This is a genomic window from Marinobacter sp., assembly GCF_052094685.1.
In the GTDB taxonomy this organism is placed as follows: domain Bacteria; phylum Pseudomonadota; class Gammaproteobacteria; order Pseudomonadales; family Oleiphilaceae; genus Marinobacter.
The window spans coordinates 48,602-68,406 of record NZ_JBQDKB010000002.1 but is presented as its reverse complement, the minus strand read 5'-3'; the positions used below and the strand labels follow the sequence as shown (position 1 = coordinate 68,406).

The 19,805-nt window shown below is 54.6% G+C and carries 18 protein-coding genes; 9 read left to right on the top strand and 9 right to left on the bottom strand.

Annotated features, from left to right (window positions below):
- Positions 1-18 precede the first annotated feature (18 nt).
- The 6 genes from ACTH3S_RS00855 (at position 19) to ACTH3S_RS00830 (ending at position 8,399) form a co-directional block, all read left to right on the top strand.
- Positions 19-1,134 carry an efflux RND transporter periplasmic adaptor subunit gene (locus ACTH3S_RS00855; RefSeq protein ID WP_441807122.1) on the top strand — a complete coding sequence of 372 codons (1,116 nt, stop codon included), beginning with the start codon at positions 19-21 and terminating at the stop codon, positions 1,132-1,134.
- Positions 1,134-4,211: an efflux RND transporter permease subunit gene (locus ACTH3S_RS00850; protein WP_441807121.1), complete on the top strand. Its 3,078-nt coding sequence runs from the start codon at positions 1,134-1,136 to the stop codon at positions 4,209-4,211. The genes ACTH3S_RS00855 and ACTH3S_RS00850 overlap by 1 nt, the downstream gene beginning before the upstream one ends.
- 136 nt (positions 4,212-4,347) lie before the next feature.
- Positions 4,348-4,662 (top strand): DUF3301 domain-containing protein, encoded by a 315-nt coding sequence (locus ACTH3S_RS00845; RefSeq protein WP_441807120.1) that lies wholly within the window; start codon positions 4,348-4,350, stop codon positions 4,660-4,662.
- 114 nt (positions 4,663-4,776) lie between these two features.
- Complete coding sequence (locus ACTH3S_RS00840; protein WP_441807119.1) at positions 4,777-6,123, top strand: substrate-binding domain-containing protein; 1,347 nt, start codon at positions 4,777-4,779, stop codon at positions 6,121-6,123.
- A gap of 100 nt (positions 6,124-6,223) precedes the next feature.
- Positions 6,224-7,519 (top strand): pyridoxal phosphate-dependent aminotransferase, encoded by a 1,296-nt coding sequence (locus tag ACTH3S_RS00835; protein WP_441807118.1) that lies wholly within the window; start codon positions 6,224-6,226, stop codon positions 7,517-7,519.
- Positions 7,520-7,574: 55 nt separating this feature from the next.
- Complete coding sequence (locus ACTH3S_RS00830) at positions 7,575-8,399, top strand: inositol monophosphatase family protein (RefSeq protein ID WP_441807117.1); 825 nt, start codon at positions 7,575-7,577, stop codon at positions 8,397-8,399.
- Between the two features lie 11 nt (positions 8,400-8,410).
- Here the strand turns inward: ACTH3S_RS00830 and slmA are convergent, their stop codons facing one another.
- The 9 genes from slmA to ACTH3S_RS00785 form a co-directional block, all read right to left on the bottom strand.
- A complete protein-coding gene (gene slmA / locus ACTH3S_RS00825; protein ID WP_441807116.1) occupies positions 8,411-8,998 on the bottom strand; it encodes a nucleoid occlusion factor SlmA in 588 nt (195 codons plus the stop codon).
- 34 nt (positions 8,999-9,032) lie between these two features.
- Entirely contained in the window at positions 9,033-9,842 is an 810-nt protein-coding gene (locus tag ACTH3S_RS00820; protein WP_441807115.1) for a thiazole synthase, read from the bottom strand.
- Between the two features lie 84 nt (positions 9,843-9,926).
- Positions 9,927-10,127, bottom strand: a complete 201-nt coding sequence (thiS, locus tag ACTH3S_RS00815; protein WP_441807114.1) for a sulfur carrier protein ThiS — start codon at positions 10,125-10,127, stop codon at positions 9,927-9,929.
- 6 nt (positions 10,128-10,133) lie between these two features.
- Positions 10,134-10,541, bottom strand: a complete 408-nt coding sequence (locus ACTH3S_RS00810; protein ID WP_441807150.1) for a DUF423 domain-containing protein — start codon at positions 10,539-10,541, stop codon at positions 10,134-10,136.
- Between the two features lie 10 nt (positions 10,542-10,551).
- Complete coding sequence (locus tag ACTH3S_RS00805) at positions 10,552-11,352, bottom strand: symmetrical bis(5'-nucleosyl)-tetraphosphatase (protein WP_441807113.1); 801 nt, start codon at positions 11,350-11,352, stop codon at positions 10,552-10,554.
- Positions 11,345-12,184 (bottom strand): 16S rRNA (adenine(1518)-N(6)/adenine(1519)-N(6))-dimethyltransferase RsmA, encoded by an 840-nt coding sequence (gene rsmA, locus ACTH3S_RS00800; protein WP_441807112.1) that lies wholly within the window; start codon positions 12,182-12,184, stop codon positions 11,345-11,347. The genes ACTH3S_RS00805 and rsmA overlap by 8 nt, the downstream gene beginning before the upstream one ends.
- 11 nt (positions 12,185-12,195) lie before the next feature.
- Positions 12,196-13,206 (bottom strand): 4-hydroxythreonine-4-phosphate dehydrogenase PdxA, encoded by a 1,011-nt coding sequence (pdxA, locus tag ACTH3S_RS00795; protein WP_441807111.1) that lies wholly within the window; start codon positions 13,204-13,206, stop codon positions 12,196-12,198.
- The gene (locus ACTH3S_RS00790; RefSeq protein WP_441807110.1) at positions 13,206-14,561 is read right to left on the bottom strand and encodes a peptidylprolyl isomerase; all 1,356 of its coding nucleotides are present in this window, start codon (positions 14,559-14,561) and stop codon (positions 13,206-13,208) included. Before ACTH3S_RS00790 ends, pdxA begins: the two co-directional genes overlap by 1 nt.
- 89 nt (positions 14,562-14,650) lie before the next feature.
- Positions 14,651-16,957 (bottom strand): LPS-assembly protein LptD, encoded by a 2,307-nt coding sequence (locus tag ACTH3S_RS00785; protein ID WP_441807149.1) that lies wholly within the window; start codon positions 16,955-16,957, stop codon positions 14,651-14,653.
- 308 nt (positions 16,958-17,265) lie between these two features.
- Between ACTH3S_RS00785 and ACTH3S_RS00780 the strand changes: the two genes are divergently transcribed.
- The 3 genes from ACTH3S_RS00780 to ACTH3S_RS00770 are packed head-to-tail and all read left to right on the top strand — an operon-like array spanning position 17,266 to position 19,800.
- Positions 17,266-18,333, top strand: a complete 1,068-nt coding sequence (locus ACTH3S_RS00780; protein WP_441807109.1) for an aminoglycoside phosphotransferase family protein — start codon at positions 17,266-17,268, stop codon at positions 18,331-18,333.
- Entirely contained in the window at positions 18,330-19,037 is a 708-nt protein-coding gene (gene murU, locus ACTH3S_RS00775) for an N-acetylmuramate alpha-1-phosphate uridylyltransferase MurU (protein ID WP_441807108.1), read from the top strand. The genes ACTH3S_RS00780 and murU overlap by 4 nt, the downstream gene beginning before the upstream one ends.
- 4 nt (positions 19,038-19,041) lie before the next feature.
- Positions 19,042-19,800 carry a molecular chaperone DjlA gene (locus ACTH3S_RS00770; RefSeq protein ID WP_441807107.1) on the top strand — a complete coding sequence of 253 codons (759 nt, stop codon included), beginning with the start codon at positions 19,042-19,044 and terminating at the stop codon, positions 19,798-19,800.
- Positions 19,801-19,805 lie beyond the last annotated feature (5 nt).

The window sequence follows — 19,805 nt, the reverse complement described above, 5'->3', positions numbered from 1 at the left end:
ATTTCCAGGACCTGAACTATGCGCACAGCTTCCCGCTTCCTGATTGCAATCATCTTCCTTGGCGTGGTGCTTGGCGGCATCTTCGGCTACAAGTTCTACCAGTTTGGCCAGATGGGAGAAAAGCTGTCCAAGCCCCAGCCGCCAGCGGAAGTTGCAGCCACGGTGGCCCGGACAGAAAGCTGGACACCTTCTATCAAGGCGGTGGGCAGCATCAAAGCGGTTAATGGCATCGAGGTAGCCAATGAGGTTCCGGGGGTTATTGCGAGCATTAACTTTGAATCTGGAGACACGGTTAAAAAAGGCGATATTCTCATCCGTCTGAACACCGCAATTGATGAAGCGGCTGTGCGCACTCGCAAGGCAGAAGCTCACTTGGCGGAGCAGGAATTCAAACGCATTTCCGATCTGCTACCCAAGCGTGCTGTATCCCAGTCCCAGTACGACGAATCCAAGGCGAATTTCGACGCCGCCGAAGCCCGTGTAAATGAGGCAGATGCTCAATTGAGCAAAAAAGTGATCCGTGCGCCCTTTGACGGCACCTTGGGCATTCGCATGGTGGATCAGGGCGAGTACATCGCCACCGGCACGCCAATTGTTGAAGTGAATATGCTCGACCCGATTTATGTGGACTACACCCTGTCGGAAAAAAACCTGGCGAACGTTGTCCGAGATTATTCCGTTGTCGCCACCGTTGCCGCCGTTCCTAACCAGCAGTTTGAGGGTAAGGTTAGCGCTATTAACACCTCCATCAATCCGGAGACCCGCACCGTACGTGTTCGCGCCACCCTCGCCAACCCAGACAAACTGTTGCGGCCTGGCATGTTTGCAACCATCCGTACAAAGCAGCCCAAAGACGATGAGGTGGTTACCGTTCCACGCACCGCGATTTCCTACAACACTTACGGGGACTTCGTATTTATTGTGGAAGAAAACGACGAAGGTGATCTTATCGTCAGCCGCCAGTCTGTTAAAACCGGCGAAACCAGAGATACCCGGGTTGCGATCGTTTCCGGCCTTGAAGCAAACGATCAAGTCGTTTCCAAAGGATTGCTAAGACTCCGCGCTGGCCAGAAGGTTGTCATTCAGGATGACGTCAAGGCCGAAGAAAAGCAGCCGCAGGAGGCATCTGAGTAATGCGATTCACCGACATTTTCATCCACCGTCCCGTACTGGCGACGGTGGTTAGCCTTCTTATTCTGTTGCTCGGTGTCCGGGCTGCCATGGAAATGGAAATCCGGCAGTATCCTGAGCTTGAGAGCACCACCGTTACAGTCACAACAGCTTATCCTGGCGCCAGTTCCGATCTGATAAAGGGCTTCATCACCACACCCTTGCAACAGGCGATTGCCGAGGCCAGTGGCATCGACTACCTGACGTCTACCAGTTCTCAGGGTGTGTCGACCATTGAAGCCAAGATGAACCTGAACTACGACGCCAACGCGGCACTGGCAGAAATCCAGGCAAAGGTGGCCAGCCAGCGCAACGTTCTGCCTGCAGAGTCCCAAGACCCTGTTATCACATCCACAACGGGTGACTCCACGGCACTGATGTACATTGCCTTCTACAGCGACGACCTCGAGGTCCCGCAGATTACCGATTATCTGACGCGGGTTGTGCAGCCTAGAATTCAGGCTTTGGCCGGTGTTGGTAAAGCAAACATATTGGGCAGCCCCTTTGCGCTGCGAATCTGGCTTGATCCAGAGCGCCTGGCCGCCGTCGATATGACGCCTCAGGAAGTGGTAGCAAAGCTACGCGCCAACAACTACCAAGCAGCTGTAGGCAACACCAAAGGCACCTATACCGAAGTCAGCATGACCAGCGACACAGACGTGTCTGACCCGGACGAGTTCCGGAATCTTGTTGTTAAGGAGAAAAACGGTACTCAGATTCGCCTTCAAGATATTGCACGCGTAGAACTGGGATCGCAAACCTACGACAAACTGGCACTGTATAAAGGCAAACAAGCCACATTTGTGGCGATCGACCTGGCCCCAGGTGCCAACCCACTAACAGTCGCGGGCTTGGTTAAAGACGACCTGCCAGATATAGAAAGCCAGCTGCCTGCGGGAATGAAGGTGCGGCTTGCGTACGACTCGTCTGACTTCATTGAAGACTCTATCAACGAGGTTATCCGCACCCTGCTGGAAGCCATGGGGATCGTACTCGTAGTGGTATTCCTGTGCTTGGGCTCAATCCGGGCATCCATCGTGCCTTCGGTTGCGGTTCCGCTGTCGCTGATTGGCGGTGCTTTTATCATGCTGCTTTTCGGGTTCTCTCTGAACCTGCTCACCCTTTTATCCATGGTGCTAGCCATCGGCCTGGTGGTAGACGATGCCATCATAATGGTGGAGAACATACACCGGCATATTGCGGAAGGCGAATCACGGCTTGATGCGGCGATACACGGTGCTCGGGAGATGGCTGTGCCGATTATCGCCATGACCACAACCTTGGTTGCCGTCTATGCACCCATCGGCTTTATGGGCGGCTTGGTGGGCTCGCTGTTTACCGAATTTGCCTTCACCCTGGCCGGCACAGTTGTCGTCTCGGGCATCATTGCCCTCACGCTTTCGCCGATGCTCTCCGGCATGGTACTCAAACCTCACGGTAACCCGGGCAAATTTGAAACCTTGGTTGAGAATGCCTTCGAACATATCTCTTCGGGCTACAAAGCGGTACTCGGCTCGCTGATGCAAACCAAATCCGTCGTCGTGTTCTTTGCACTGGTCATTTTGGGCTCAATTTACTTCATGGTGATGATGAGCCAGAACGAACTGGCCCCCACGGAAGATCAGGGCATTCTTTTCTATCAGGGGCTTGGGCCACAAACGGCAACTATGGACTACCTGACAGAACACGGTAGCGAAGTTCAAAATCGCATAGCAACGGTGCCAGGTTACCAAGAAGACTTCATGATTATCGGCATCACCGCGCCCAACGCGGTGTTTGGCGGTTTCAAAATGGAACCCTGGAGTAAGCGCGACATTTCTCAGTTTGAGGTTCAGCCTCAGCTGGACGCAGAGCTGAAACACGTGACCGGCCTGCAAACTGCAGCATTCGCGATGCCAGCCCTTCCTGGCTCCGGAGGCGGCTTACCGTTCCAGTTCGTTATCACCACTGGCAGCAGCTATGAGCAACTCGACGAAGTGGCCGATCAGTTGCTTGGCAAGGCCATGGGCAGTGGTAACTTCATGTTCCTGAAGAAGTCGATCAACTTTGATCGCCCGGTTACACGTGTGAAAGTTGATAGAGACCGGGTCGCCGACCTTGGGCTCTCTATGCAGGACGTGGGGCAATCACTTTCCAGCATGCTTGGCGGTGGCTACATTAACCGCTTCAGTATGGAAGGCCGGTCTTATCAGGTTATCCCCCAAGTAGATCAGAAGTTCCGGCTCGACGAGCAAGCGCTGAACGATTACTACATCCGCACAAGCAAAGGCACTTTGGTACCGCTTGGTAGCGTTGTTAGCTTTGAGCACGGTGTAGAACCATCAGATCGTACACAGTTCAACCAGCAGAACTCCCTCACATTGGAAGGTGTTGTTATGCCGGGTGTATCAGCCGGTGCAGCCATGGAATATATCGAAACAACCGCGGAGAAAATATTCCCACAAGGTTTCACCCACGACTACACTGGCCAGAGCAGGCAGCTGGCAAACCAGGGCAGTGCACTGATCGTCACCTTCTTCCTGTCGCTGTTGGTTATCTATCTGGTGCTTGCAGCGCAGTTCGAAAGCTGGAGGGATCCGATCATTATCCTAGTCTCGGTTCCCATGTCGGTGGCAGGTGCCATGGCGTTTATCGTGCTTGGCTTCGCCACTATGAACATCTACACGCAAGTAGGTCTGATTACACTGATTGGGGTTGTCTCTAAAAACGGCATACTGATTGTGGAATTTGCCAACCTACTGCAAAAAGACAAAGGGTTGAACAAAGTAGAGGCTGTTATTGAAGCTGCGGCTATTCGCTTGCGGCCGATCATCATGACATCGCTGGCGTTGATCTTCGCCATGGTGCCACTGCTGATAGCCGCCGGCCCAGGTGCCGAGAGCCGCTTTGCCATTGGCCTAACGATCACAGCCGGGCTTGGCATAGGCACTCTGTTCACGGTCTTCGTTCTGCCAGCGTTCTACATTTTGTTGGCTCGCGATCACCACGAACACAAAGAGAAGCAGATCGAAGCTCAAACACCGGCGCCAACGAACTCTTAACGGCCAACCGGTAAACTAAAAACCCGGTTCACCTTATGGTGAACCGGGTTTTTTTGGCATTCAGGCAGGCATCCGGGTAATCTGACACCCTGACCCGCTATTCATATTGGAAGATTGCCGCCATCGTAGCTTTATCATGACTCTGGGAACCTTGTTCTGGCTGTTTGTTGCAGGCTTTACCATTTGGTACTGGTGGCGCGCCAAGGCCATAAAGGATTCCGTGCTCCAAGCCGCACACCGCTACTGCAAAACCATGGACGTGATGCTGCTTGATGATGCCATCTACCTAAGGGGCATCTGGTTCAAGCGGGACGACCAAGGCCAAATACGCGTATGGCGTCGCTTCATGTTTGATTTCACCTCCACCGGCGAAGAGCGCTACAGCGGCCGGGTTATCATGCTAGGCCCTCGAATACTGCATATGGATCTGGACCCTCACCGGTTCTCCTGACCTCTCGGGTGCTCGATCCCAGTTGTTATCACCACCAATGGCCACTGAAACATTCCTGTAATAATTCTGCCTCATTCTTCCCGCAACGTTAATTATTTGTTGCCATGAGGCTTTATGATGAAAAAATGCCCCTCACCCCGGGCTCGGCAGAGCACTTTAACGGGGATGCTCTGCCTGCTTTTGATTTTTAATACACCTGCTGGCTACGCCGAAGAAATGGAGATTCACGGCTCCAATACGATTGGGGCAAGGCTGGCCCCCATGCTTGTCGAGGGCTTTCTCAGAAGTCGAGGCAAGGATCCTGTCCAACACCTTAGCAATGACAAACCCAACGAAAAGCTCCTGATTGGAAGCCTGGGAAACACGCCCCTTCAAGTTCTGGTTGCGGCCCACGGCTCCAGTACAGGCTTCAAGGCGCTGGCGGCCAAAAATGCCGATATCTGGGCCTCCTCCCGCTCGGTCAAACCCGCAGAAGTGCAGCTAATGGCTGGGCGAGCCAATCTGAGAGATCCCGGAAGCGAACATGTGGTTGCCATTGACGGCCTCGCAGTACTGGTTCACCCGGCAAATCGGGTCAATCAACTGAGTATCGACTCGCTGGCCAGGATATTCTCGGGAGAGATCAAAAACTGGTCAGTGGTCGGCGGCGCCAATTTACCCATTAATCTGTACGCGCGAGATGATCGCTCTGGCACCTGGGACACGTTCAAGAGCCTGGTGCTGGGCAAACATTACCCCCTGCATGCTTCCTCCAGGCGCTACGAATCAAACGACCGGCTCTCTGACGATGTCAGCTCGGATCCCGGCGGCATTGGCTTCTCTGGCCTGGCTTCGGTACGCAAAAGCAAAGTGCTGGCGATTTCAGATGGTGACGCGCCGGCATTGAAACCATCACGGCTCACCGTGGCCAGTGAAGATTATCCGCTTTCCAGGCGCTTGTTCATGTATACGCCTGGCGATGCCACAACGGCTGTAGCGAAAGACTTTGTAGAATTCGTACTGAATGCGGAGGGCCAAACCATCGTTGCGGAATCGGGGTTTGTTTCCCAGAACCCCATGGCCGTCAAACCCGACTTGGCCGCTAACACACCACCCACCTTCAAACTACTGACACAAAACTATAAGCGACTAACGGTCAATTTCCGGTTCTCGGAAGGACGCACAAAACTGGACAACAAGGCACAAAGAGATTTGAGGCGGGTTGCCGGGTATCTCAACAGGGAAAAACGCAGTGCCGATGATCTGATGCTTATTGGCTTTGCCGATCAACAAACCAACGAGCTACGAGCCCAGATGATCTCGGAATTACGCGCGCTATCAGTACGCAAAGCGCTCTCGGATTTTAGTGTCCATGATGTCCGTTACACCGGATATGGTCAGTACATGCCCGTTGGCATGGCTGGGGGCACAAGCGGCCAAAGGCGCAACGGACGGGTAGAGGTCTGGGTTCGCGATCACTAGGGAAGATGCTGCTTCGGCAATCACCTATCCGCACAACGCCCACAAATATGTTTGGGTTTCCTATACTGTTCGGGCCACTCTCAACCAACAGACCGGGAAAATGGACATCCAAAACGACCAACGCTTTGCGATCAACCTGAACGTTCGGGGCATTCAGCCCTCCGCCACCCTGCGCATTAACGAGCTAAGTAACCAGCTCAAATCCGAAGGCAAAGACATTATCAAGCTCGGGCTTGGGCAGTCACCTTTCCCTGTGCCTGACCGTGTGGTGGATGCGCTCAAAGAGCACGCCCACGAAAAGGACTACCTTCCCGTTAAGGGCCTTAAAAGCCTGCGCGAATCCATTTCTGGCTACATCAACCGCAGTGAACGTATGCGGAGCTCTTGGGAAGACGTGCTGATTGGTCCTGGCTCCAAGGAACTGCTGTTCATCCTACAACTGGCCTACTACGGCGACCTGCTTATTCCGCGCCCAAGCTGGGTCTCCTACGCGCCCCAGGCCCGTATTATTGGCCGCTCGGTGCACTGGCTTCCCACACACGCCGATAACAACTGGCAGTTGACTGCTGAAGAACTGGACATCGTGTGTCGAGACGACGTTTCCCGCCCGCGCATTCTGATTCTTAACTACCCGTCCAACCCTACCGGTTGTACTTACACAGACGACCAGTTGCTCGCCATCGCCAACGTGGCCCGCAAGTACAAGCTGATCCTGCTTTCGGATGAGATCTACGGCGAAGTGCACTTCGAAGGAAAGCACAAATCCATCGCTCGCTACTATCCCGAAGGCACCATTGTCAGCACCGGTTTGAGCAAATGGGCAGGTGCCGGCGGCTGGCGGTTGGGCACCTTCATTTTCCCGAAAGAACTGCGCCCCTTGCAGGACGCCATGGCGATCATTGCCAGCGAAACCTATACGGCCACCAGCGCACCCATACAGCATGCTGGCATCACAGCCTTTAACGGTGGTGAGGACATAGACGAGTACCTCAAGCAATCACGCCGAGTGCTTAAAGTGATTGGCGAGTACATGCACCGCCGTCTGAACGACATGGGTGCGGTTGTACAAAAGCCCGAAGGCGCATTTTATCTGTTCCCGGATTTCTCAAGCTTCCGCGATCAACTCCTCAGAAAAGACATCAAAACCAGCCAAGCGTTTTGCCAGTCGCTGCTGGAGAACACGGGCGTTGCGATTCTGCCCGCCAGCGACTTCGGCTTTGTGCCGGATCACCTGGCCGCGCGCTTGGCATTCGTGGATTTCGACGGTGCTCGGGCCTTGCAACTGGCCGGCGGCGATTATGCCGACCAGGAACTGGCTGATGACTTTGTGGCGCAGGCAGGCCCGCGCCTTGTGAAAGCCATGGACAAGATGGAGGCTTGGCTGAACAGCCTCTAATCCAGCCCCATGGTAGACTAGCGCCCTCACTCTTTAGAGTCTTAACGGGGGCGCTATGTCTGATTCTGTTTCCTTGCAGGGTATTACCGATTTCGCTGAAGATCTGGCCTTGGAGGCCGGTGAACTGATTCGCAGGGAGCGTGACAATAACACCCTACGCACCGACTACAAACAGCAGACCGAGCTGGTCACCCATGCCGACATCATGGCTGATGAGTTCATCACCGATGCCATCCGCAAGCGCTTCCCCGACCACCGCATCTTGTCAGAAGAAACCATGCCTGACCTCAGCCAGGCTGAGAATTTGGACACACCTCTGTGGATCATCGACCCCATCGATGGCACGGTAAATTACGCCTATGGTCACCCGCAGGTTGCGGTATCCATTGCTTACGCTGAAAACGGCCGCGTACAAGCGGGCGTAGTACATGCGCCTTTCCCCGGTGAAACGTTTCGCGCCACCCGAGGCGAAGGCGCCACACTCAACGGCAGCGCCATTAGCCACAGCGGTGCAACGGTTCCACGGGATTCACTCTTTGCCACCGGCTTTCCCTACACCAAAGACAACCTGGCCCCGCTGATGAGCCGCCTGGATGCAATGATCCACCAGTGCCGCGACCTACGCCGCATAGGCTCTGCCGCGCTGGATATCTGCTGGGTAGCTTGCGGTCGATTGGACATCTACTACGAAAACGTCAGCCCTTGGGATTTCGCCGCCGCCCGCCTGATTGCCCTGGAAGCAGGTGCGACTGCTGGCCACTTCAGCGAAGTCCCTGATGGTTATCCCGCCGACCTTTGGGGCCGAGACATCCTGATTTCAGCGCCTGCTATTTGGGAGCCTATACGCCAAATTCTCCGCTCTGCTTCTGGGTATGAGTGAGAGCAAAACAGTCAGCTCCAAACAGCATCAGCAACTAACTCCCAACTTTCGTCAAAGTCTGTGGAGGGTAACCGCGAAAAGGAAGAGCGAATAAACCGCTGAATCCGGCCCTCCATGAACACCAGAACAAAATCGGCACCCCGAGTCGCACTGGTGCGTGGACGCAAGCCTTGGCGAATTTCGCCTTCTTTCAGGGTTTGCCGCACCTGGGTTTCCAGGCGCTCGAAGAACTGAGACGCGCGTTTTCGCAATGCCTCGTTTTCACCGACCAAGGCATCACCGGTAAGCACACAACACAACCCTGGGTTGCGCTCGGCGAATACCAAAACCAAGTGCATCAACTGTTGCAACCGCATTCGCACATCTTCGCGCTCCTGCAGGATCACCTGGCAGCGGGAAAACACAGCCTCCTCAGCAAACTCCAGAAGCGCTTCAAACATCTTCCGTTTGCTGGGGAAATGACGATACAACGCAGCCTCTGTTACGCCAACGGATTTAGCCAGAACAGCGGTAGTGATTCGAGCTCCTGGATCGTTTTCCAGGAGCTGCACAAGAGCATGGAGAATGGTTTCTCTGCGACTGGGTTTCTGGTCCGTCATAGCAAGACTGCAACGCTCTTTATCAGAATCGGAATCAGAAGAAGGTGCCATCTAGGGGCGATGATGCACTACCGTAGAGCTTTTTGGGCATCCGGCCTGCGAGATACGATTCACGCCCTGCTTCAATGGCCAAGCGCATAGCGTTGGCCATTCTGATCGGTTCTTTGGCGTGGGCGATGGCACTGTTCATCAGCACACCATCACAACCCAATTCCATGGCGATGGTGGCATCGGATGCGGTGCCAACACCGGCATCCACTAACACGGGCACCTTGGCGTTTTCGATAATCTGCCGGATGTTGTAGCGGTTTTGGATACCCAGGCCGGAGCCAATAGGCGCGCCCAACGGCATGATCGCAATGCAGCCCATTTCCTCAAGACGCATGGCCAACAAGGGATCATCAGAGCAATAAACCATTACCTTGAAGCCGTCTTTGATCAGCTCTTCGGCGGCGGCCAAGGTCTCAAGCATGTTTGGGTAAAGGGTTCTGTCTTCGCCCAACACTTCCAGTTTAACCAGATCGCGGCCGTCGAGCAGTTCACGCGCCAGTTTGCAGGTGCGCACGGCGTCTTTGGCCGTAAAACAGCCAGCCGTGTTGGGCAAAATGGTGTAGCTATCCGGTGAGATCACATCCAGCAGGTTGGGTTCGTCGGGATTCTGCCCCAGATTGGTACGACGAACGGCGACAGTCACAATTTCGGCACCACTCATTTCGACAGCGTGGCCGGTTTCCATCAGATCGCGGTACTTACCCGTGCCCACGAGCAGCCGCGACTGGTAAATGCGGCCCGCAATTTCAAGGGGTTTGTCTTCGGGTAACTGGATCGCTGATTTCTCGGTCATGGTGTTTCCGGTTGGTAGAACGTGATAATGAAAGTGCTTCAAAACGGGTGCATCTCGGCCAACTTTCTGTCTGGCCGAACGGCATTAGCCGCCGCCGATGGCGTGCACAACTTCAATTCGATCGCCGTCATTTAGGGCAAATGTTGGGTGCTGGCTTCGGGGCACTATGTCTTCGTTAACCTCCACCGCCAACCGCTTACCCGTTAGGGCCATTTTTTCCACCAAGGCGGCAACCGTGGCCCCGGCAGGAAGCGCAAGAGCTTCACCATTTACCTGAACCTGCATAGCATTTTATCCTCTGTTTCTATTCACTGACAGGCATGCGCCCGCCACCAGCAATAATGCCCAGCCAATCATAAAGCATAGGCCGCCCAAGGGCGTAATCGGGCCAACCCAGTGTATATCTGTCAGTACCAGTGTATATAAACTGCCACTGAACAGCAGAATGCCCACTAGAAAGAATCCGGCGGAAAATCCCAGCAAACGCCTTGAAAGGCCAAGGCCAGACAACAGCGTAACAAGCACCAGCGCAATCCCGTGGTACATCTGATAGGTAACCGCTGTCTGAAAAACCTCCAAACTACGCTCGCTCACCAGATTACGCAGTCCGTGGGCACCAAACGCCCCCGCCATCACAGCCGTAAGAGCAAAAAAAGCGCCGACAATGATAGGGAAGCGTATCAGGCCGGGTGCCTGCATATTTTCGGATTCAGCAGTCACAGTGGATTTTTTCTCCGGTATCCAGGTTCATCATGGTGAGCGTACCACCCCATACGCAGCCGGTGTCCAGGCCGATAAATCGCTCAATACCAGTCTGGCCCTCAAGAGCCGCCCAGTGCCCGAAGATCACTCGCAGGTCATCCCTGCGGGGAAACTCAAACCAAGGGGCGAAGCCTTTGGGTGCGGTCCCAACAGATTCTTTAGCGGTGAGCTCAAGCCTGCCATCGCTGGCAATAAAACGCATACGGGTGAAATAGTTGGTGATGACCCGCCAACGATCCATACCGGTGAGATTTCCATTCCACCCTTCAGGCTTGTTGCCGTACATCAGGGAAAAGTATTCCGAAGCCTGGTCGCCACGAATCACCTCTTCCACTTCCCGGGCATAAGCCAGGGCCTGCTCAAGACTCCAGATATGCGGCAGCCCCGCGTGGGCCATGACCAGGTTGCGCTCGGAGTCATGCACACACAGGTGCTGTTGGCGCAGCCAATGCACCAGCGTGTCACAATCCGGGGCATTCAGTATTTCGGTGAGGGTATCTTTACGCTTTGGTGCGTGACCACCAAGAACCACAGCCAAGAGATGCAGATCGTGATTGCCTAAAACTACCACGGCGGCATCGCTTAGACTTTTAATGTAGCGCAATGTTTTCAGGGACGACGGTCCCCGATTAATCAAATCACCGGCCACCCACAGCCGATCCCGGGAAGGCGAAAAATCCACTTTAGCCAGAACAGACTTTAAAGGGTCATAACATCCCTGAATATCGCCGATGGCGTAATCAGTCATGGCTGTCCTCGCTACTGCCTTCAGTGCCTTGCACATGGCCGCTTTCAGCGACGAGCATATCTGCGATGCTCACATAGTCTGCCAAACTGAGGTTTTCTGGTCGCAGGCCATCGTTGATGCCCAACGCCTGAAGCTGCTCAACCGTCACCAAACTGCCCAGTGCTTTGCGCAGAGTTTTTCGACGAGCGTTAAACGCGGTTCTTACCACCGCTTGCAGCGTGCCGAGATCCTTCGCCGGGTGCGGAAGTTCCGTATAGGGAACCAAGCGCACGATGGCAGAATCAACTTTCGGCGCGGGCCGGAAAGCGCCCGGACCCACTTCAAACAATGGCTGAACCTTGCAAAAATACTGGGTCATAATCCCCAGCCGGCCATAGTTGTTGTCGCCAGATACCGCGGCCATCCGCTGCACCACTTCTTTCTGCAGCATAAAGTGCATATCTTGCACGACACCGGCCTGAGCTAGCAGGTGAAAGATCAGTGGCGTGGAAATGTTGTACGGCAAATTGCCAATAATGCGCAGTGGCTTTTCGTCTGAAAGCTGGCTGAAATCAAACTTCAGCGCGTCGGCTTCATGAATACGGAAATCCGGGTAATTGAAAAACTTGGTGCGCAACACGGGGATCAGATCGCGATCCAGCTCCACCACCTGAAGCTTGGGGTTAACGGCCAGAATTTCCTCCGTAATGGCACCAAGGCCGGGGCCAATTTCTACAATGGCATCATCCGGCTTCGGGTGAATGGCGCGAATAATACGTTCAATCACACCCGGATCGTGAAGGAAGTTCTGTCCAAACCGCTTCCTGGCCTGATGGCCGGCTTTTTTACTCACTCAAGGTTCTCTCAATTAGGGGCTTTGCGATTAACAGATTTGAGGGAGCGTGCCATTTGCTCGCCCACTCGAATAGCAGTGTGCAGGCTACCCGCATCGGCCTTGCCGGTACCGGCGAGATCCAGAGCGGTGCCGTGATCCACTGAAGTGCGCACAATGGGCAAGCCCAGGGTGATATTTACCGCACGGCCAAAGCCCTGAAACTTGAGAACGGGCAACCCTTGGTCATGGTACATAGCCAGTGCGGCATCGGCATCGTCAAGCCAATGGGGCGTGAACAGAGTATCAGCCGGTAGTGGGCCAGTTAGCTGCAGGCCATCGGCACGAAGCTTCTCAAGAGTCGGTTCAATCACTTCAATTTCTTCCCGACCCAGATGGCCGCCCTCACCGGCGTGGGGGTTCAAGCCAGCCACAAGAATCCTTGGCTGCTCAATGCCGAAAAACTTTTTCAGGTCAGCATTGAGAATAGTGGCGACTTGGGTCAATCGTTCCGGCGTAACCGCTGCGGCCACATCTTTAAGAGGCAAGTGAGTCGTTACCAACGCTACACGTAACTCTTCTGTGGCCAGCATCATGACCACTCGTTCCACACCGCAGAGCTCCTGCAGGAACTCGGTGTGGCCACTGAACTCAATACCTGCTTCGTTGATAACACCCTTGTGAACCGGTGCTGTAACCATGCCGTCAAAGTCACGCCCCAAACAGCCTTTGGCAGCAGTAGTCAGAGTGTCCAGAACATAGCGACTGTTAGCCGTATCCAGCTTGCCAGCTTGGAAGGATGCACAGCCTTCAACGTGCAGCACCGACAGCTCGCCGGCAGCCGTTTTTGGTGTGCTACCTGGCTGCCAGGGATGCAACGTAATGTCGAGACCCAGCACCCTGGCTCTTTCGCTCAGCAGTTGCTGGCTGGCGACAACGACAACACAGGCATCACGCTGTTCCGTGGCCAACTGCAGGCAAAGCTCAGGGCCTATGCCTGCTGGCTCCCCGGCAGTCAGAGCCAGAACCGTTCCATCACGCATTATTCTGCGGCGTCCTGCTCGTTACTGGATTCGTCCTCTGCGTCTTCTTCTGCATAGTCACCTTTAAACTCAACAAAGGCTTCATCGCGAATTTCCCGGAGCCAGTTCTGCAGTTCGGCCTCAAATTTGCGCTGATAAATCGCTTGGCGAGCTTCCGATTCCATTACCTCACCGCTGACGTCCTTCTGACGGCGCTCTTCAACCTGAAGTATGTGCCAGCCAAACTGGGAACGGAACGGCCCTTTGAGCTCGCCTACATCCGATTCTTTCATGGCCTGCTCAAACCCGGGCACCATCTGGCCAGGGCTCACCCAACCAAGATTGCCACCGTCGGAGCCGGATACCGGGTCGTCGGAGAACTCGCGTGCCACCACGGCAAAATCAGCGCCGTCCTGAATCTGCTGATAAAGGTCGCGAATGGTGGTTTCGGCCTCGACATCTGTCATAGCTTCAGAGGGTCGTATCAAAATATGACGTACCCGGTTCTGCTGGATGACCTGCTTCTGCGAACCACCGCGCTTGTCCATCACCATCACTAGGTGGAAGCCACTGTTGTTCTCCAGAACATCCGAAGGCTTTCCAACCTCCAGTGCTGGCACAACCGGCGCAACCAGTGACGGCAGCTGACGCTCGCTACGCCATCCCATATCGCCGCCCTCAAGCGCATTGCTAGCGTCGGATTCGGCAACTGCCACTTCGCGGAAATCGCGGCCATCCAAAATAGCCGTGCGGAGCTCTTCTGCCTTTTCACGGGTTGCATCTACCTCGGCACCATCGGCTGGGTTATCCAGTTCGATAAAAATATAGGCAAGGCGGTATTCCGCATCGTTACCGCCGCTGCTCTCAAGTGCCTGCAGGTAGTTTTCAACCTCCCGATCCGTCACACGTACGCGATTGCCCACTTGGCGCTGCTGCACTCGCCCGGTAATCATTTCCTGGCGTATTTGCTCCCTAGCCTGGCGGTAACTTACGCCCTCAGTGGCTAGCTGATTCTCAAACTCAGACAGGCTCATACCGTTACGATCGGCGATGTTAGCCAGAGTTTCGTTCAGCTCGTTATCGCTGATGCGCATACCCATTTTGTCTGCCATCTGTATCTGGACAGATTCGGTGATCAACTGCTCCAGAACCCGCTCTTCAAGAAGACGACGTGGCGGCAAACCAGTGCCCTGAGTACTAAGGCGACCAGTGATGGTGTTAATTCTTGCTTCCAGCTCGGTCTGGAGGATTACATCGTCATCAACAATGGCAACCACCTGGTCGAGCAGTTTGCGCTCTGCCTGGGCCGAAAAAGAAAGCGCCACTACCAACAACATCAGCAGTGTCTGTAAACCTTGGCGAATCGTCGCCTTCATAATCACCTCTATAATGAAGATATGAGCCTGCGGCTAGAGTACCGGAATGGCACGGTTGTCGTCAGGGGGTACCAGTTGTGAGACTCCAATTAGGGAGTTCCAAAGCGGCGCCGTTCGCGCTCATCAAAACCGTAAATGGCCTCGGAGATCGATGTTGAAGAACCTCCGCTACCGCCCAGGCCTTTGAGCTGAATCTGGAATAGCACACGGCTGTCTAGCTCTTGATCGTCGGTCAGATAATTCTGGTGAACCACCTGAACGCTCCAGCAGCAATTGTTGTATTCAATCCCGGCAAGGGACCCTACAGTACGATCCAGGTCCGAATCGTACACCCAGCGGCCGATCAGACTAACACGGTCTGTTGCGGGGATAACCGCCGCAATATCCGACTGTTCTAACTCACCCTTGCTGTAAGTATGACCAATACTGGCAAGATACCGGTAATCTTCAGTGTGGAAAACCAGCTGACTTCGACCCTCTTCGGTATCACCGGTATCCGGATCCCACAGCCCAGAAGAGCGGACTTGCAGATTCTTTAACGGGTTAAGTACCACCTCTCCGGCCAACGGTGAGCGGCTGCGATTACCGCCGCCTTCACCGAACAACGTAACGTTTCGATCGTCAAAATACTGAACCTGACCAATACTGAAACGGGCTCGCTCTGCGCCAGTCACCAGATCATTGAATCGACTGGTCAGGGCTACGGTCAATTGATTCGCATCGCCTACCCGGTCGCCACCAACAAAACGATCTGGCCGGAATAGCTGTTCAAAACGAAAGGTTTGTAGGGCTGTATCAAACGCCGGAATATAGTTCTGATCAGCCTCCGCATCAGCCCAAGCATAATAAAGTCGGGGTTCGAGGGTCTGATTGTAAGGCACATCAAACAGGCTCGACTGGCGATCAAAATACAAACCGTTGTCCCACTCCACGACAGGAACCGTGCGATCAAATTGGCCATCCCCGGCGCTATAATCGTCCAGTTCATACCGGGTGTAATCGAGACTGACCGACGGACGGCTGAAGCCCCAGAGCGCTCGCATCGGCAAAGCCAGCTCAGGACGCGCTCGCAAGCGCTGGCCGTTGGCTTTGTCGAGCCCGGTTAACGAGTTATTGTCCCGGTAAAACCAGGTGTACTGGCTTTCTAAACCTGCCTCAAGCCAGCCGGCTTCGGCGGTTCCGGCATAAATGGCATCTGGCAGTTGGGCGTAGGGCTTGTTCACGTCTGCGATCCGCTCACTGACTGTTTGGTAGTCATTCAGATACAGATCAAAATACTGATTCGTATCCTGATAGCGCACGCCCCCCCTCCGTTGCAGGTGGGTGGCCTGGTTAATCTCCAGGCTACGATTCAAATCACTAAGGTAATCCTCATCACTGACTACCGAAAAATCGCCATACCCACGCCAGCCAGCACCCAGGTTCGCTTGAGTAGAAGCATCTAAGGCCCAGCGCTGTCCGTCCTCACCGGGATTTTCGTCGATGTAAGTCGAATCGTTATCGATGTAACCCACTTGCAGGCTAGTCTCCCCCCAAGGACTGAGGTATCTGCCTTCCACCTCATTGAACAGGCCACGGCCGTGAATGTACTGAGGCGTAATCGTGGCATCGTAATGGGGTGCCAGGTTCAGGTAATAAGGTGCCGCAAAAAACGCACCACTGCCGGCGCTGGACGATCCAAACTGCGGGTAAAGGAAACCCGTTTTTCGGCGATCATCTATAGGGAAGCTGGCATAAGGCCAGTAAAAAACCGGAACATCTAAGACCTCGAGGCGAACGTGTTTTGCCGTGCCAACGCCCTCGGCCTGATCCAGCTTAATATCAGACGCAACAATCGCCCAGTCGTTTTGTTGAGGGCCGCAGGTAGTAAGCATGCCATCGCGTATATTTACAGTGTCCGCACCCACCCGTGAGAGGCTACCGGCACTGCCCCGCATTTCCGGACCATGTAAAAGAAAGGTGGCTGTGTTGATATCAAATCGCCCAGAATCAACACTGTATTCGGCCTGCTCCCCCGTCAGCAGAAATCCGTCACCACGGCTTACTAATGGCCCCTGAATGGAGACCTGGCCATTGCTCTGGCTATAGCGCGCCTCAGAACCCGTTACCTGAAAATTGCCCTGGCGGAGCCGAACGTCACCTTGCAGATAAAGTTCATTATCCATTTCGTAACGGGCATTCAGGCCGCTTGCCTGCAACGGCACATCGTCACCGTCAGCATTCTCGTCACCAAACACTCCGGTAGCGTTCTCTCCTGCACCGGAAGGCAGGTAGCCTCCCGAACAAAATGCCGGCAGCGAATTCCTTACAGTATCTGGAAGCTGACTTTTGGGGCGCCAGTCCAGCTCCGCAGCTGATGGCGCGCCCTCAGCTGCGGAAAACCCCGCCCCTGACATCAGAGAAAATCCTGTAAGCAGGCTCGCAAACCAGCGCTGTACTGTGCCTTTCTGCGCCTGCAGATAGCTGTCGGACGTTGGCACGGTAGCAAGGTTCCTGTTCCGGGTGCATAGAGGTTTGTGGATAGCGCGACGAAGCACAAATACACAAATGACAGCGGCCTAGTTTACACGTGCCCCTGAAGCTTGTTAACGGAAACGGAACCCGATAGACGAAACTCCGCTGCAAAACCATTTTACCCTCTTTATACTCCTCTATTAACTTTTGCTCTAAGCTCACTCATTACTTCAGGATACGCGCCCGAGCTATGGACCACCGCCTGCAAATGCTGACCACTTGGGTCAGACAGTTTCCCGGCTTTGAAAACGCCGACGCCCGCCCCGTTTCCGGCGATGCCAGCTTCCGACGCTATTTCCGTGTGTTAAAAGCCGTCAGCGATAACAGCGGCACTATGCCCTCTCAGCCCACCATACCGTTTATTGTTATGGATTCGCCTCCGGAGCAAGAGGACTGTGGGCCATTTGTAACAATTGGCAGGCACTGGCATCAGGCAGGCATTACGGTTCCGCAGATTTTTGAAGCCGACCCGATACGCGGTTTTTTATTACTGGAAGATTTTGGTGACCAGCTAATGTTGGGCCAGCTCAGCTCAAGCACCGCAAATGCGCTTTACCAAAACGCGCTAGATGAACTCGTACTTATCCAGCAGCTACCAGCACAGCCGGATCATCCACTGCCTGCCTACGACACCGCTCTGCTGAACCGCGAAATGGCGCTATTCCGTGACTGGCTACTGGAAGGTTACCTTGGGCTGGAGCTGGATAACATCGAAAAATCCATGCTAGACACCACGTTCGCGCTGCTTCGCGAAAGTGCACTGGCCCAGCCCAACGTGACGGTACACAGAGATTACCACTCCAGAAATCTGCTGGTACTGGAGCACGGTAGCCGACCGGGAGTTATCGATTTTCAAGACGCAGTATCCGGACCAGTGACCTACGACGCTGTGTCTCTGTTAAAAGACTGCTACATTCAATGGCCCGAAGAACAAATCTGCGAATGGCTAGAAACGTTCCGAGAACAAACTTTGGGAGCAGGTTTGCACCGTGCCGACCGCGACACGTTCCGTCAGTGGTTTGAACTCATGGGTATGCAGCGCCATCTTAAGGCCGCCGGAATTTTTGCCAGACTGGCCATGCGAGATAACAAGCCACGCTATCTGGAGGACATTCCGCGCACAGTGAGTTATTTGCTTGCCGCCAGCAAACGGCAGCCAGCCTTGAGGCACTTTCACGAGTGGCTAATAGCGGTTGCCGTACCTAGAATTGAAGAATTGATCGGCCCAGTTCCGGGCCAGGAGCTGTTAACACCGTGAAAGCGATGATTCTTGCCGCAGGAAGGGGTGAGCGTATGCGGCCACTGACTCTTACTACCCCAAAGCCTCTGCTGAGTGTCGGCGGCAAGCCCCTAATTGAACACCATTTGGAGCGCCTCCACCGTGCCGGCTTTCGAGATGTGGTCATTAACCACGCATGGCTTGGCGAGCAGATTGAATACACTCTAGGTGATGGCGAGCGGTTTGGGCTTTCGCTAAATTACTCCCGTGAAGGTGAACCGCTGGAGACCGCCGGCGGCATTGTTCGCGCGCTGCCGCTGCTCTCGTGCCCTGACAGCGACTGGTTCATGGTGATCAACGGCGACATTTGGGCGGATTTTGACCTCGCCCGGCTTCAACCCCCCGAAACTGTCGAACAGCCTACCATCGATGCCGTCCTTGTGATGGCAGACAACCCGTCACACCACCGCCATGGTGATTTTTGCCTGAACCATAGCGGCATACTCTCTGAAGGCTGCACAATCAAAGAAGGCGAGAAGCTAACCTTTGCTGGCATCAGCCTTCTGCACCGCAGACTGTTCGAAGGACTAACGGACCAGACCGGCAAACTCGGGCCTGTGCTGAGAGAGGCAATGAACAAAGGCCGCGTGGCCGGGCTACACCATCGTGGTCTCTGGGTTGATGTAGGAACACCGGAGCGACTGCGGGCGCTGGATCAGCAATTGGCCTCTCAGGAGCCCTAGGGCTATGGCGACCCATTCTGCGCAACCAACACTGCCGCCGCGCATGGAGGCCGCATTCTCAAACCTTCTGCAGGAGCTTTCTGCGGCCGATCACCGAGCACACACGCTGATTGGCCACACTCGACTACCCTGGTGGTGCCGGCGCCCACTGTTTTTCTTTCTGGGCTACATAGCCAAAGCCGAAGGACGGGTGTCTGAGCAGGACATCAGCTTTGCCGAAAGCCTAATCAAGGCCCTCAAACTGTCAAAACGACAGCGACGCAAATCCATACAAAGCTTCCAGCGGGGCAAAACATCAGACACGCTTCCGCCATTATGCGGGCTCACCTTACGACTAAGTCATGGCTCCAGACCCTCTCCTGCCCTAAAAGTCGCCATTTGCCTGTGCCACGCAGCGCAACTTAAAGGCCGTCCCGTCAAACCACGCCGCTACCGCTGCGAGGATGTGATTGACCAGATCGGACTTCCGGTGACCATCAGCGAAGACATTTTTGACAGCTACGCTGCCAGAGTATGGGGCGACACCAGCGAGCTACCGGCAAAACCTATAAACCTTGAGCAAGCCTGCGCTTTGTTTGGCGCAACCCGGCGGGACGCTCTTGCAGATATCAAACGCACATACCGGAAAAAAGTGTCTGAGTGCCATCCTGACAAACTGGCACAACAGCAACTCAGCCCCGCCGAAAGAGCCGTAGCCAAAGAACGCTTGCTGCGTTATCAGCAAGCCTGGGAACTCATCAGGCGGCACCATAAACCAGGCTAACGCTC

What these genes read in the sequence shown, in the direction of transcription:
- ACTH3S_RS00855 (WP_441807122.1), top strand. Translation starts at nt 19, where the DNA reads ATGCGCACAGCTTCCCGCTTCCTGATTGCAATCATCTTCCTTGGCGTG.
- ACTH3S_RS00850 (WP_441807121.1), top strand. Translation starts at nt 1,134, where the DNA reads ATGCGATTCACCGACATTTTCATCCACCGTCCCGTACTGGCGACGGTG.
- ACTH3S_RS00845 (WP_441807120.1), top strand. Translation starts at nt 4,348, where the DNA reads ATGACTCTGGGAACCTTGTTCTGGCTGTTTGTTGCAGGCTTTACCATT.
- ACTH3S_RS00840 (WP_441807119.1), top strand. Translation starts at nt 4,777, where the DNA reads ATGATGAAAAAATGCCCCTCACCCCGGGCTCGGCAGAGCACTTTAACG.
- ACTH3S_RS00835 (WP_441807118.1), top strand. Translation starts at nt 6,224, where the DNA reads ATGGACATCCAAAACGACCAACGCTTTGCGATCAACCTGAACGTTCGG.
- ACTH3S_RS00830 (WP_441807117.1), top strand. Translation starts at nt 7,575, where the DNA reads ATGTCTGATTCTGTTTCCTTGCAGGGTATTACCGATTTCGCTGAAGAT.
- slmA (WP_441807116.1), bottom strand. Translation starts at nt 8,998, where the DNA reads ATGACGGACCAGAAACCCAGTCGCAGAGAAACCATTCTCCATGCTCTT.
- ACTH3S_RS00820 (WP_441807115.1), bottom strand. Translation starts at nt 9,842, where the DNA reads ATGACCGAGAAATCAGCGATCCAGTTACCCGAAGACAAACCCCTTGAA.
- thiS (WP_441807114.1), bottom strand. Translation starts at nt 10,127, where the DNA reads ATGCAGGTTCAGGTAAATGGTGAAGCTCTTGCGCTTCCTGCCGGGGCC.
- ACTH3S_RS00810 (WP_441807150.1), bottom strand. Translation starts at nt 10,541, where the DNA reads ATGCAGGCACCCGGCCTGATACGCTTCCCTATCATTGTCGGCGCTTTT.
- ACTH3S_RS00805 (WP_441807113.1), bottom strand. Translation starts at nt 11,352, where the DNA reads ATGACTGATTACGCCATCGGCGATATTCAGGGATGTTATGACCCTTTA.
- pdxA (WP_441807111.1), bottom strand. Translation starts at nt 13,206, where the DNA reads ATGCGTGATGGAACGGTTCTGGCTCTGACTGCCGGGGAGCCAGCAGGC.
- ACTH3S_RS00790 (WP_441807110.1), bottom strand. Translation starts at nt 14,561, where the DNA reads ATGAAGGCGACGATTCGCCAAGGTTTACAGACACTGCTGATGTTGTTG.
- ACTH3S_RS00785 (WP_441807149.1), bottom strand. Translation starts at nt 16,957, where the DNA reads ATGTCAGGGGCGGGGTTTTCCGCAGCTGAGGGCGCGCCATCAGCTGCG.
- ACTH3S_RS00780 (WP_441807109.1), top strand. Translation starts at nt 17,266, where the DNA reads ATGGACCACCGCCTGCAAATGCTGACCACTTGGGTCAGACAGTTTCCC.
- ACTH3S_RS00770 (WP_441807107.1), top strand. Translation starts at nt 19,042, where the DNA reads ATGGCGACCCATTCTGCGCAACCAACACTGCCGCCGCGCATGGAGGCC.